The 13,517-nt window shown below is 42.5% G+C and carries 10 protein-coding genes; all 10 read right to left on the bottom strand.

Annotated elements, in window-relative coordinates:
- Window position 1: 1 nt before the first annotated feature.
- A complete protein-coding gene (gene rplC, locus HXT53_RS05870) occupies window positions 2–652 on the bottom strand; it encodes a 50S ribosomal protein L3 (protein WP_421780173.1) in 651 nt (216 codons plus the stop codon).
- A 15-nt stretch (window positions 653–667) separates the two neighbouring features.
- Window positions 668–976: a 30S ribosomal protein S10 gene (gene rpsJ / locus HXT53_RS05875; RefSeq protein WP_003808013.1), complete on the bottom strand. Its 309-nt coding sequence runs from the start codon at window positions 974–976 to the stop codon at window positions 668–670.
- A gap of 364 nt (window positions 977–1,340) precedes the next feature.
- Window positions 1,341–4,046, bottom strand: a complete 2,706-nt coding sequence (adhE, locus tag HXT53_RS05880) for a bifunctional acetaldehyde-CoA/alcohol dehydrogenase (protein ID WP_421780175.1) — start codon at window positions 4,044–4,046, stop codon at window positions 1,341–1,343.
- A gap of 376 nt (window positions 4,047–4,422) precedes the next feature.
- Window positions 4,423–4,911: a 30S ribosomal protein S9 gene (rpsI, locus tag HXT53_RS05885; RefSeq protein ID WP_004131694.1), complete on the bottom strand. Its 489-nt coding sequence runs from the start codon at window positions 4,909–4,911 to the stop codon at window positions 4,423–4,425.
- Window positions 4,912–4,931: 20 nt separating this feature from the next.
- Complete coding sequence (rplM, locus tag HXT53_RS05890) at window positions 4,932–5,381, bottom strand: 50S ribosomal protein L13 (RefSeq protein ID WP_004131693.1); 450 nt, start codon at window positions 5,379–5,381, stop codon at window positions 4,932–4,934.
- A 328-nt stretch (window positions 5,382–5,709) separates the two neighbouring features.
- Complete coding sequence (gene malQ / locus HXT53_RS05895) at window positions 5,710–7,878, bottom strand: 4-alpha-glucanotransferase (protein WP_421780723.1); 2,169 nt, start codon at window positions 7,876–7,878, stop codon at window positions 5,710–5,712.
- 91 nt (window positions 7,879–7,969) lie between these two features.
- Window positions 7,970–8,671, bottom strand: a complete 702-nt coding sequence (locus HXT53_RS05900; protein WP_101889563.1) for an AbrB family transcriptional regulator — start codon at window positions 8,669–8,671, stop codon at window positions 7,970–7,972.
- Window positions 8,672–8,794: 123 nt separating this feature from the next.
- Window positions 8,795–9,436, bottom strand: a complete 642-nt coding sequence (locus HXT53_RS05905) for an IMPACT family protein (protein WP_101889562.1) — start codon at window positions 9,434–9,436, stop codon at window positions 8,795–8,797.
- A gap of 157 nt (window positions 9,437–9,593) precedes the next feature.
- Window positions 9,594–9,887 (bottom strand): metal-sensitive transcriptional regulator, encoded by a 294-nt coding sequence (locus tag HXT53_RS05910; RefSeq protein ID WP_004131689.1) that lies wholly within the window; start codon window positions 9,885–9,887, stop codon window positions 9,594–9,596.
- Between the two features lie 229 nt (window positions 9,888–10,116).
- The gene (locus HXT53_RS05915) at window positions 10,117–13,308 is read right to left on the bottom strand and encodes a peptidase (RefSeq protein WP_421780179.1); all 3,192 of its coding nucleotides are present in this window, start codon (window positions 13,306–13,308) and stop codon (window positions 10,117–10,119) included.
- Window positions 13,309–13,517 lie beyond the last annotated feature (209 nt).

Here is a 13,517-nt window from a genome sequence, read left to right on the forward strand (position 1 = left end):
ATCAGGCTCCCTTCACTGCCGAACGGACGAGAACGATAGCACTTTTAGGTCCTGGAATAGCACCCTTAATAGCTAAAATACCGTTCTCAACATCCGAAGAAACGATTGTGAGGTTGAGCGCAGTAGAAGTCACATGACCCATGCGACCAGCCATACGCTTGCCCTTCAAAATGCGGCTTGGAGTTGCACATGCGCCCACAGAACCTGGACGACGTTCATTCTTGTGCGAGCCGTGAGTACGACGGTAAGACTTGAAGCCCCAACGCTTGATTGTGCCAGCAAAGCCTTTACCCTTTGTAGTACCCGTTACGTCGACTTCGGCACCTTCAGCAAATACTTCAGCGGTCAATTCTTGACCTGGCTTGTAATCTGCTGCATTTTCAGTGCGCACCTCAGCGAGGTGACGACGAGGAGTCACGCCAGCCTTTGCAAAGTGACCAGCCAATGGCTTGGTAACCTTGGTAGGATCAATCTGGCCATAACCGAGCTGTACGGCGCAATAACCGTCAGTTTCTTCGGTCTTAACAGCGGTAACTACGTTAGTAGCAACCTCAACCAGAGTTACGGGGACAAAAAGGCCGTTTTCATCCCAAACCTGGCTCATGCCCAGCTTACGGCCGAGCAAAGCAGTGCGATTCTTATTTTGCGACATTATTTACCCCCCTTCCTACAGCTTAATCTCGATATTTACATCCGCAGGCAGGTCAATGTGCATCAAAGAATCCACAGCCTTTGGCGTTGGATCAACGATGTCAATGAGGCGCTTATGAGTGCGCATCTCGAAATGCTCGCGAGAATCCTTATATTTGTGAGGAGAACGGATAACAACAAACACGTTCTTCTCGGTCGGCAGAGGAACCGGACCCACTACTGTGGCGCCCGCGTTCGTCACCGTCTCGACGATTTTCTTCGCCGATTGGTCGATGACCTCATGGTCATAGGACTTAAGCCTGATGCGGATTTTCTGTCCCGCCATTGCCGTCCGCCCTTTCTAGCGATTCGTTTACTGTTTACCAACCTGTATTAAAGGGCACCGGGAGAATAGACACTAAAGGTCATTCCACATCAGTGCGCAGCCTACAAAAATCAACAAAAATTGCGATTTCTGTTTCTGCGCTCGCTTTTTTGAATTACAATATGCGAGCCTTAAAAACAGGCAACTAAGCAATTAAACCATCAACCTTGGATTAACAAAAATCGGGCGTGTCGGCTATTTTCCAACGAAAAATGGCAGAAACTACAGCTAGTGCAGCCTCTGCCATTTGCAACTAAATATACAATAATTATTCAATAATCATCTAAATAATCATTCGAAAATCACTTAAATAATTATTCAATAATCACTTAGATTCGCGCTCCAAACGCATACGATGTCCTTCTTCTTGGGAAACACCATAATACGCTGCAATCGCAATATCTTTCATATCTTCGATTTGAGGAATACGAGGATTTGCAGGAGCGCACTGATCTTCGTAAGCACGCATGCCAATCTGATCCAACAAAGACCAATAGTATTCTTCATCCACACCGCATGCCTTAAACGAAGCATCCATACTAAGAAGATTATCTCGATAATTTTCAACAGCGCGCGCCAAATTCTCAACGCCCTCTTGAGGAGTTTTACCAGGATCTATGCCAAGATTCTTTGCAATCTGCTGGTATCGCTCCGGAGCGATGTAGCGATTGTACTTTGGCCAGCTTGTAGGCTCTTGTGGAATTTGACCATTGTAGCGAATCACATAAGGCAGCAAAATTGCATTCGTGTGGCCGTGCGCAACATGGCACAAAGCTCCGATTGTATGCGCCATTGCGTGGCACATACCAAGGAACGCCGAACCAAACGCCATTCCAGCCATAGTAGCCGCATTATGCATTTTTTCTTGAGCTTGAATCTTGCGCTCAGGGTCATTAGCGTTCACAGAATCGTTAAGATTCTCCCAAATCAACTTTGCTGCATGCAATGCCATTGCATCCGTAAAGTCGTTAGCATAAACAGATGCAAAAGCTTCCATAGAGTGCGTCAAAGCGTCAAAACCAGAATCGCAAGCAAGTTTTCTAGGCTGCGTACGCGCCAAAACAGGATCCACGATTGCAACCGAAGGCGTAATCGCGTAATCCGTAATCGGGTACTTGTAGCCAGTCTTATGGTCTGTAATAACAGCAAACGGAGTAACTTCCGATCCTGTTCCAGAAGACGTTGGCACGCAAATCAAGCAAGCCTTTTTGCCAAGAGGCGGAATCTTAAACGCACGCTTTCTAATATCAAAGAACTTCTCGCGCAAATCAGCGAAGGAAATTTCTGGATGCTCGTAAAGAAGCCACATAATTTTTGCAGCATCCATAGGAGATCCGCCGCCAACAGCAATAATCGTGTCTGGCTGGAACTCTTCGCGCATCATTTCCGCGCCGCGCTCAACAGTTTCAACGCTTGGCTCTGGCTCAACGTAGTCAATAATCCTAAACGTTACGCGATTGTCTCTAGCGCGAAGCTGATCAATCACCTTGTCTATAATGCCAAGCTGTTCCATCACTTTATCGCACACAATAACAGCGCGCTCAATTCCATACATGTCTCGCAAATAGCGAACAGCATTCGGCTCAAAATACGTTTTGGCCGGAATCTTGAACCATTGCATATTGTTATTCCTTCGCGCTATGCGCTTTATATTAATAAGATTTACCGCTTGAACGTTTCCAGAAACAGAGTTTCCGCCATAAGAACCGCATCCCAAAGTTAAAGAAGGCGCGATTGCGTTGTAGATGTCTCCAACGCCACCCAAAGATCCTGGGGAGTTCCAAATGATTCGGCAAGCATGCATACGGCTGCCGTATTCTCGAGCAAGCTGCTGATTATTGGTGTGAATCACAGCAGTGTGGCCAGCTCCGTGCACAAGCATCTTCTCGCACATTTCAAAGCCTTGTTCCTTGTTATCTGCGCAAAGCAGAGCGTGAACAGGAGCCAACTTTTCCATTGTTAGAGGCTCCATCTCGCCAACTTCTTTGCACTCAGCAATAAGAATCACGGCATCTTCTGGAATCTCAAATCCTGCTTGTTGCGCAATAAATTGAGGAGATTTTCCAGGAACAACAGAATTAAGCTTTGGAGTTTGGCCACTATAAGACGTGCAACCAAACATGTATTGCTCAAGCTTTGCTTTTTCTTCTTCGTTTACAAAGTAAGCTTTACGGCGCTTTAATTCGAGCTTCAAAGCATCATACACATCTTTATGCGCAATAATCGCCTGCTCTGTTGCACAAATCATGCCGTAATCAAAATGCTTTGAAAGCACCAAATCGTTTGCAGCGCGCTCAATGTCTACATCTGCATCAACGTATGCTGGAGCGTTTCCTGCGCCCACGCCAAGTGCTGGCTTACCAGAAGAATAAGCAGCTTTAACCATTCCAGGGCCACCTGTTGCAAGAATTGTTGCAACATCTGGGTGCTTCATTAAAGCTCCCGTAGCTTCGATTGATGGATGCTCAATCCACTGAATGCAATTTTCTGGCGCTCCTGCTTCTATTGCTGCATCGCGCACAATCCTGGCCGCTTCTGCAGAACACTTTTGAGCAAATGGGTGGAATCCAAAAATAATTGGGCAGCGAGTTTTAAGCGCGATTAGCGACTTAAAAATGGCTGTAGACGTTGGGTTTGTTACTGGCGTAACGCCTGCAACAATGCCAACTGGCTCAGCGATTTCGTCTATTCCAAGAACATCATCTTCTCTAATAATGCCTACAGTGCGCTGGCCTGCAAGATAATGCGTAATATGTTCGCATGCAAAAATGTTTTTTGTAGCTTTATCTTCTACTAATCCTCTGTCTGTTTCTTCAACAGCCATTTTTGCTAAGACTAAATGCTTGTTCAGAGCTGCAATCGATGCTTTTGCTACAATTCTGTCTACTTGAGTTTGATTTAACTTTTCAAATTCATCTAAAGCGACTTTTGCTTTTTTAGCTAACTCATCAACTTCTTGTTTTGCAACTAATGCCGCTTGCTCTTTTTCATCGAGCACATTTTCTTGCGCTGTTTCTTGCGCTTGCGCCATTTGGTCCTCCTTGATCTTTAGATTCCTTACGTACTTCTACGCTTTTTGCACATCAACATTTACATGCATAATCTTCTATGAAAGACGCATCATAATGCTGGTATGTGATACATTTCACAATTTACTTGAATTACTGTACTATTTTGGCTTTGCAGCGAGTTGCGCTATTTATGAGCGAGGTTTATCCTCTAATGTTCGTTATTTGTTCTTATTTGTAATGATTTATGTGCGATTTGCTGAAAAATTTTCTAGAATGTTAGCTTTAGATGTTACTTACAAACGATTAATAACATTTAACTTGATTCTAGATTACACACGAATAAAAAATGGCTCACAGCATAAGCCAGGAGCCATTGAAGTTGTAATTCTTCGCAGCTTAACGCTTCGAGAACTGAGGTGCACGACGTGCCTTGTGCAAACCAGCCTTCTTACGTTCCACAACGCGAGCGTCGCGGGTCAAGAAGCCAGCCTTCTTCAAGGAAGCACGGTTTGCATCGCGGTCAATAGCGTTCAAAGCGCGGGCAACGCCCAAGCGAATTGCGCCAGCCTGACCAGTGGTGCCGCCGCCGTCTACCAAAACGACAACGTCGAACTTACCTTCAAGCTTTAGAAGCACGATTGGGGAATTAACTTCGCGCTGCAATAAGCGAGATGGGAAGTATTCCTCAAGAGTGCGGCCGTTAATAGTCCACTTACCAGAACCTGGAACCAAGCGAACGCGAGCAACGGCTTCCTTACGACGACCAGTGCCATAGCCTGGAGCAATAGCGGAAGTACCAGTGCCTGCACCAGCGTTGGTTTCGGTGGTGTAGCTAGTCAGTTCTTCTTCGTTCTCAAGAACCGCGGAGTTGTTGTTATCTACCATAATCATATTCTCCTTACGATTCACTTAGCCTGCTGGCTAACCTGAGAGATCTCGAAGACCTGTGGCTTTTGCGAAATATGAGGATGCTCAGCGCCAGTGAACACACGAAGGCGATCAAGCTGAACCTTAGCAAGACGATTCTTTGGAAGCATTCCCCTAACAGCGGAAACGATGATGCGCTTTGGATTCTTCTCCAAAAGCTCAGCATAGCTATCGCGGCGAAGTCCGCCTGGACGGCCAGAGTGGGAATACAATTCCTTGCTCAACTTATTGCCAGTCAAAGCAATCTTATCTGCGTTAATAATAATAACGTGATTGCCAGAATCAGCGTGAGGAGCATAAGTTGGCTTATTCTTACCACGAAGCAAAATAGCTACCTGGGAAGCCAAGCGACCAAGCACCACATCAGTGGCGTCGATAATGTACCAGTCATGAGTTAAATCTGCTGGTTTCGGTGTGAAAGTCTTCACAATCGTACCTTTTCTCTATTGTGTTTCGAGCTTTGCATCTTCTTGGTTTATAGAAGATACTCTACTCATAATCCGTGGGCTCCCTGAAAGTCCTCGATGGCGAGTGGGAAAAGCGCTTTGAAGGACCCCTTAGGGAAACACAACAATCTGCAAGTATATCGCCACATGACGACTATTTGCAAACTTCTATTTTACATACAACGCGGACTACAACGCGGACTACAACACGGACTACAACGTTATGCAAATGCGGACTACAACGCTCGCAAGTAAAAAACAAACGCTGCAGCCCGCAATTAATAACGCATCTACCTCTATTTATTCATCTTTACTTATTCATGATTTGCGCTAAAGACTTAACTCTAGGCAAGTCGAATAAATCGTCCAAAAGAACAGGATTGCAATCAGCATCTGCCAAAGGAATACGCCAATTTGGATATTCGTCGTTAGTTCCAGGCTGATTTTGCGCGCGATGCTCGCCAGTGGCGTCAACAATCGACGCAGCAAGCAACTTAGAAGGCGCAGCCTTAAGCGCTTTATACAACGCTTCAACAATCTCTTGCTCATGCTGCGACTCGTCTTCTAACGCACTTTCGCTTAAGAATCCGCCAGAAACAAGCATCTTAAGCATTGCATTATGCTCTTTAACAGCGTCTGCGCGGAACTCTTCTACAGATCCAGTAAGAAGATTCAAACGCTCACGAATATTAACGTGCTCGTAGTTTAAGTACCCTGCAGCAGGTGGCATATCGTGAGTATTTACAGATGCAAGCGTCATTTCGCGCCACTTCTTAGGCTCGCGAAACGCGCCATCTCTCTGTTCAAACCACTCAACCGTGCATCCAAGAACCTTATTCTTAGCCAAAACTTCTAGAGCTTCAGCTGGCACAACGCCAAGGTCTTCTCCAACTACAACGCCATTTGCGCGCGTGGCTTCAATCGCAAGAATGCCAAGCATAACGTTTGCATCGTAGTAAACATAAGCTCCGTCTCCTGGAGTAGATCCTTCTGGAATCCACCAAAGTCGGAAAAGTCCAAGAATATGGTCGATTCGCACAGCTCCTGCAGAAGCAAACATGCCATGAACCATATCTCTGTAGGTCTTAAAGCCTGTGCGCTCAAGCTCAAATGGATTAAGCGGAGGCTGAGACCAGTTTTGACCTTGCTGATTGAAGTAATCAGGAGGCGCACCAACGCAAGCACCATTGGCGAATCGCTCTGGATTCCACCAAACTTCCGATCCTGCTGGATGCACGCCAACAGCCATATCCGACATAATTCCAATGCGCATTCCTGCTTTTTTAGCTGCCATTTGCGCATCGTGCAACTGGCCGAACGCAACCCACTCAAGCCAACGATAAAACTCTAGCGTGTCTGGGAATTGCTTTGCTAAAGCGATAATCTCATCGGAATCTTTAGTAAGATGCTTCTCCCAGCAATCATCGCCATTAGGCGCACCCCACTTGTCGTAGCAAAGGCACCAAGTTGCGTAGGATTCAAGCGTGTCTCCCATATCTTTCTTAAACGCTTCAAACTTTTGCGCGCGCTTATCTGACATGCCCGACTTAAAAATAATCCACAAAGCGTGCATTTTTACGCGCCACATTGCGTCGCGATCAATAATTTGCGCATCATTATTAAGCGGCTCTACTTGATTATGCAAATCGTCAACGCTTTTGCGATCTTGATCGCTAAGAAGATTATATTCTGGAATGCTTTCTGGGCGAATATACGTAACGTTTACCATAGACCTAGCAACAGGCAAATATGGCGAAGGCGTTAACGGAGCAACTGGCTCTCCAGCATGAAGCGGATTTATAAGAACAAAGTCCGCTCCCGACTTTTCTTTAGCTTTAACAAGCAAATCCGCCAGATCTGCATAATCGCCAACTCCCCAAGACTTAGAGGAGCGGATTGAATAAAGCTGAGCCATCCAACCCCAAATTTGCTTGCCATCTTTTTCTAGTTTCTCAATAGTATCAATGCTTTCTGGCGCGCTAATAAGAGTGGCCTCTTCTACGCGGTCGGCAACACTAACGCGCAAAGTATGATAGCCCATTGGAACGTCTGCAGGAATCTTAAGCAAAGACGTTGCTACAAACTTTCCGTCTACGGGAATTGCAACATCGTTTTTAGAAGGAGAAATTTGCAAATCACCCTTGTATTCACTGCCATCTTCCAAAATAAGTGTTGCTGTAGGATACTCCAAAATCCCAGTGTTTACGCTTACTTCGCTTTCTTTACCAACAGTGTGCAAAACTGTTGGAGCAACTAAGCGAGTGTGACGCTCATTAAGGATTTTTTGAGTTGCTTCTTCGATTTGTTTATCGTTTTGAGCTTCTACGCATAGTGATTGCAATACTTTTACAAGCACGCTATCGGCGATTTGATGCTCTACGCCATCCGATCCAACGAATTTGGAACGAACGCCCATTAGTTCAGCCAATCGCCTTAACGGACTTGTTGGTTGCACTGTTTCTTCATTTTTAGTGTTCATAGTTTCCATCGTAGTCTATTTGTGGGGTTTTAATGCAAACGTATGCAATTATTATTCATTTTACTTTTATACTCAAGACTTATTTTTATATTTAATACTTATTCAAGACTTCTGACGCAGCAAGCGAGACATCCGAGTCCTTATCTTTAGACAAAGCAATCAAAGTTGGCTGCGACACACCAGGATTAAGAGCCACTGCTCTTCTTACCATTGCAGAGAGCACAGGAGAATCGTCACTTTCTTCGCTTGCACCAAGAGAAGCCAAGTAATCCAACGTTTTTGCGCTAACACCATTTGTCTGCGCACCTTCTAATCGCATTTTCCAAGATGTTCGCGGATTACACAAAGCAGCATCTCTAACTTGCGCGCAAGAATCTTTAGTAAGCCTTCCAACTAGCCAATTCTTAGCATTTTCGTTCTTTGCAACAGCTAAACGAACATTACTTGATTCGTCTTGAGAAAGCTTAACCAAGATATTCGGAAATGGCATTACTGTTGCTAATCGAACGCGATCTTCTTCTGGAGTATTTGAATTGCCTGCTACAGCTTCCAAAAGTGCAGTCGCTCTAGAAAATCCTGCCTGATCCGACCTATCTGGCAACTCTTTTATAGCAAATTCATGCAATTCTTTAGAATCACTGGAATGCCTTAAATGCTCGTAAACAGCGGTTAATGGCTCGTATGAAGCATTGGAATTATTAGATTCATTAGACTCATTAGATAAATCATGGCTTGCACTATTGCCTAAATCTTCGTTTTTCTCAACGCCATTAAGCTTTTGCGCATCATTCATAAGAGACTCACCAACCTTTGCTTAGTCACTTATCTAATCTATCAGCTTTGCAACACAAATCTTAAAACACAAGAGTCACTAAAAATCACACACAACTTACTAAAAAATCACTAAAAATAAAAATCAGCAAATTCTAGTGCAAACACCGCAAAAATCTGGAATTATTACTCCAGAAAACGTATTTTTTACTGCTTCAAGAAATCTATCTGACTCTTTACACGGCACGCATACTTTTAATTCAATAGAAACGCCGTATTCTTCACTTATAACTTCCGCATTGTTTTTTAATAATAAATGCTTAAACATTCTTAAATGCGAGTACTCAACTTTGCAAGAAAAACAATTGCACTCTACAATATCCGCTATTTTACTAGACTTTATAGCACCTGCAGCCGCAGCAGAATACGCTCGTATTAATCCACCAGAGCCAAGCAAAATCCCACCAAAATAACGCGTAACTGTTACAACTGCGTCTACAACATTAGAAAACCTAATAACATCTAAAATTGGTTTGCCTGCAGTTCCAGATGGCTCGCCGTCATCGCTCATACGCTCGCACAATCTGCCATTTTTATCTGCGTAAATCGCAGCGTACGCAACGTGCCTTGCTTTGGGGTGAATCATCCTAATTGACTCTACAAACTCAAGCGCTTCTTCAGCACTAGAAATGTGGCACGCGTCCGAAATAAACTCTGACTTCTTTTCCACAAAAGCAAAGTGCGCAGGATTCTCACATAAATCAGTTACGGTTCGCATATTCTTCATATTCGATATTCAATATTATTCGACATTCGATATTCAATATTCAATATTCAAATCGTTTTCAATTCAAACAGTCTTAAAGCTACAAAAGATTATATGCAACCGCTAGAATTACAAATCACAAATCGCAAGTCACAAATCACAAATCACAAATCACAAATCACGACTTATCGTAACGCATTAAGTGATCTACAACGTCTACAAGCTCTGCAACTTTCTTATCTGTAACCTTTTTATTTCCAGCGTCTTGCGCTTCTTCTAATGCCTTTGATATTTCTTGATGAGCAACTATAAGCGCAACTGCCCTAAGAGCTGCCGTAGATGCAGAAAGTTGCATAAGAATGTTGTTGTAGTCTTCCCCTTTTTCAACCATATTTTCAACAGCGTGAACTTGCCCACATACTCTATGCAAGCGAACCAACATCTTTTCTTTATCTATGTTGTAGTCACTCATAAAAAAACCTCATTTGAAAACAGTGCTTTTATATACTATTTACATAATAATTGTGCGTTGTATAGTACGCAAAACTATAAGCGCCAAAAAGCTATGTTTATAGAATAAATTATGCATATTATACAACGCAACTATTCTTATCTGTTTTAAATATATCCCAATTAATATATCTCAACATACATGTTTTACAAATTTATGCACATATGAATCAAATATTTTATGAGAGATTTTATGCAATGTAACTTACGCGTTTTGCCAAAATCACAGATCCTGCAATAAGCAATATAGCCAGAGAGAACATTAATGTTGTTTCAACTTTTACGCCAGTTGTTACTAGATGCCCAACATTAGCACCTAGACGAGCATGGCGTCGTTTTGAATTCTTTGTTCCACTTGCATATTGATTATTTGACTGCGAATTCTGCTCTACATTAGAGTCGCTTACTTGTTGATTACCTCCATACTGAGAATCTCCCTGTTTAGAATCTCCCTGCTGAGTAGCACTTTGGTAAGTATCAACCTTCTTAGAATCACCTCTCTGAATAGTACCTGATTTAGTAGCTGTATATTTACCTTCCTTGCTATCTTCCTTACTTGCAATATGCTCAGATTTATGCTGAGAATCCGTCTTAACATTACTTTGATCATCTTTTTTATTGTTTTTTTCATTAATTTTATCGTTATTAGCATTACTCTTAGGATTACTCTTAGGATTACTATCGCCAGTCGCATCTGCATTTTGATGAACTGTATTATTGGTTCCAGCATCTACTTGCGCACCGAGCGTATTATTATTCGCTCCAGCGTTTACACCAGATTGCGCATTGTTGCCAACTTGCGCTCTGCCAGACTGTGTGCCAGCAACTTCATTCTGCGCACTAGAACCTTGTGTACCACCAGGCTGCTCGCTAGAACCTCCAGGATTATCCTGCTTACCAGGATCTTGCTTACCAGGATCTTGCTTACCAGGATCTTGCTTACCAGGATCGTTTTTCCCAGAACTCTGTGTGCTACCAGACTGATTATTATTGCCAGCTTGCACACCAGAACCTTGCGGATTCTGAGGATTCTGCGGATTCTGCGGATTCTGCTTTGAAATAATATTATCTACAACGCCACCACTAGAAGACGTCTTTGGATCAACTTCACTACCCGTAACATTTCCACTACCAGCAGGCTCGCTCTTATCTGGATCTTGTTTACTAGGCTTTTCGCTAGAACCTCCAGGATTATCCTGCTTACCAGGATCTTGCTTACCAGGATCTTCACTAGAACCACCAGGCTTTTGCACACCAGGCTCACTCTTCACAGGATTCGCATTACCAGACTGCTCTTTTCCAGGCTCACCCTTACCAGGCTCACCCTTCGCACCAGCATTCTCCGCCTTATTAACAGTCACAGTAACAGGCTTATTTCTATCAAAGAAGCTTCTACTATCTTCGTTATTAAACGACGTCTTAAACTCTTGCGCTCTAGAAGAACCTGGGAATTCATAAACAAAAACATACATTCCACTTTTAGCCGTATTGCCGTCTAAAAGATCGATCATATCTCCAACTTTTTCAAACTTTTCTTTTTTATTCTCAGCACTTCTGTTCTCTTTGTTATCTTCACTGCCCTTGTTATCTTCACTATCGCTATCTTTGCCAGATTCTTTGCCAGCTTCTTTGCCATTAGACTCGTTATGAGTAAGAATTATCTTGCCGTTCCCAAGCGTGTAAGTTCCATTACGCAATGGAACATCCCATGAATCTATTTTCTTATGATTTTCGTCTTCTTTAGGCTCTTCTACAGAGCTGGAAACAAGCTTTACCATATTTTCGTTGCTCATTGAACCATCTTTGTTTCCAACCCACCAAAGACGAATGTTCATCTTTGCATCTTTACTAAACCCATAATCGGTATTTCCATCAAATTTTCCGTAGTCTTTTGGAACACCACTAACAACTATCGCATCCGAAACGTCATTTGTATCTTTGTTTTTTAGATTCTTAACATGTTCAATCGATATTTTTGCCTTATGCGAAACTGTTGAATTTACGTTTCCAAATTCTTCAACAAACTTTCCTGGAATAAACTCTCGAACGTCGTCTTTTTGATTTCCGGGATCAATAAACCAAACCCACGTTCCAAATAATCCTGCATCGTCTTTGTTCACTTTATAAACTTTTGCGCTAGCAAGTTCATCTTTAGATAAGTCACCTTTTGCTTCGTGCGCAACCGCCTTAACCTCTTGATTTTCTCCCGAAAAATAAACATCAGCTGCAGCAACTTGACGAATATTCTTATCTTCTCGTAGTTCCTTTATATACTCTTCTACTTTGTCTTTTTTATTTTCGCGTTTTTTCATAATATCGTTATAAGAACCAACAAAGTAGTATCCGCGAGCACGAACGTCTTTACCACTTACCCACTCACCTTCAGTAGGATTCTTTAGCGACGAAGTAACAGTATCTTCTACAGAATCGCCTACTTTCAACTCTTTTACAGTCGACTTAGAAGAAAGCGAGGGCTGGAACTTTCTGTGCGCTCTCTCTGTTAATACATTTGTAAATTCTTTGACTTTTTCATCTTTTGCTACTCGTATTAAAGCTGCTCCATTCCCTATATCTTTTCTTTGCAAATATGGAATGTAGTATTCACCCTTAATTTCTGCTTCACCTTCTCCTGTTGCAACCCAATCAATTCCATACAACGTACTATAAGATCCAATGTGATCTTTAACCTCTTTAACCTGTTTCTTATCTTTTATAAAACGCAACTTATCGCCTACTGCAGTAACTTTAAATTTTGTATTTTCGCTGTCATATGTAACATTTCTTTCATCAACACCCTGTGTATCAATAACTACCCTTCCACTCCTTGCATAGTAGGTAGCATAAGGGTCAAGTATTTTGAATCCCATACCCTTAGGCGTTTTTTGGGTTACTTCGTTCCATAGTTTTTCTGCATCTTCCTTTAAGTTAGACGCACCATCAAATCCCCTACGCTTCGCTTCTTCCCACCCGCGTTTATCTTCATCATAATGTTCATGAATTAAATATGCTGCAGCCTCCATTCGGGATGTAAAATCATTTTCAATAGCAGACTTAGCTATTCTTGCTGTGATTTCATTAATATTGTTAACATCAAGCGGAATATCTCTCCAATCGGAATCAGCTTTTACAGTTGATCCCGTATTAATGCAAAATACGTAATTACCATCATCATCTTTTTTTACAATTTTTCTGCTCGGACTCACTTTTGAACAGGCATCACTATACGTATAGTATTGAGCAAAAATATCCGCAGAAGCAGCATTTATTGCGCCATTACCAACAACAATTGCAATAGTCGCCAGCAACGCTGTCAGTAAAGAGAACATTCGCGTGCGCTTATTGCGTAAAAAGATTGGAATCCCTTTACATCCATGTTTTCCCATATCAACTCCTTAAAACGTTGTTTTCTCTAACGTGACAAACGTTTTTGCTAGCCACGATGAACGAAAAATTCGCTCATGCTCTAACTATGATTTAGGAATTTCAATCTGTAAATAAAAAACTTTCAATGTGGTTAAAGGCTATTTTAGAGGGTAGTTATCCACATTGTTATACACAATTGTGCACAATTACACACAATTACGGCGGCTGC

Origin of the sequence: Gardnerella sp. KA00390 (assembly GCF_049244075.1) — a bacterium.
Lineage (GTDB): Bacteria > Actinomycetota > Actinomycetes > Actinomycetales > Bifidobacteriaceae > Bifidobacterium > Bifidobacterium vaginale.

Excerpts from the sequence above, each read along its gene's own strand:
- rplC (WP_421780173.1), bottom strand. The coding sequence starts at position 652 with ATGTCGCAAAATAAGAATCGCACTGCTTTGCTCGGCCGTAAGCTGGGC.
- rpsJ (WP_003808013.1), bottom strand. The coding sequence starts at position 976 with ATGGCGGGACAGAAAATCCGCATCAGGCTTAAGTCCTATGACCATGAG.
- adhE (WP_421780175.1), bottom strand. The coding sequence starts at position 4,046 with ATGGCGCAAGCGCAAGAAACAGCGCAAGAAAATGTGCTCGATGAAAAA.
- rpsI (WP_004131694.1), bottom strand. The coding sequence starts at position 4,911 with ATGGTAGATAACAACAACTCCGCGGTTCTTGAGAACGAAGAAGAACTG.
- malQ (WP_421780723.1), bottom strand. The coding sequence starts at position 7,878 with ATGAACACTAAAAATGAAGAAACAGTGCAACCAACAAGTCCGTTAAGG.
- HXT53_RS05900 (WP_101889563.1), bottom strand. The coding sequence starts at position 8,671 with ATGAATGATGCGCAAAAGCTTAATGGCGTTGAGAAAAACGAAGATTTA.
- HXT53_RS05905 (WP_101889562.1), bottom strand. The coding sequence starts at position 9,436 with ATGAAGAATATGCGAACCGTAACTGATTTATGTGAGAATCCTGCGCAC.
- HXT53_RS05910 (WP_004131689.1), bottom strand. The coding sequence starts at position 9,887 with ATGAGTGACTACAACATAGATAAAGAAAAGATGTTGGTTCGCTTGCAT.
- HXT53_RS05915 (WP_421780179.1), bottom strand. The coding sequence starts at position 13,308 with ATGGGAAAACATGGATGTAAAGGGATTCCAATCTTTTTACGCAATAAG.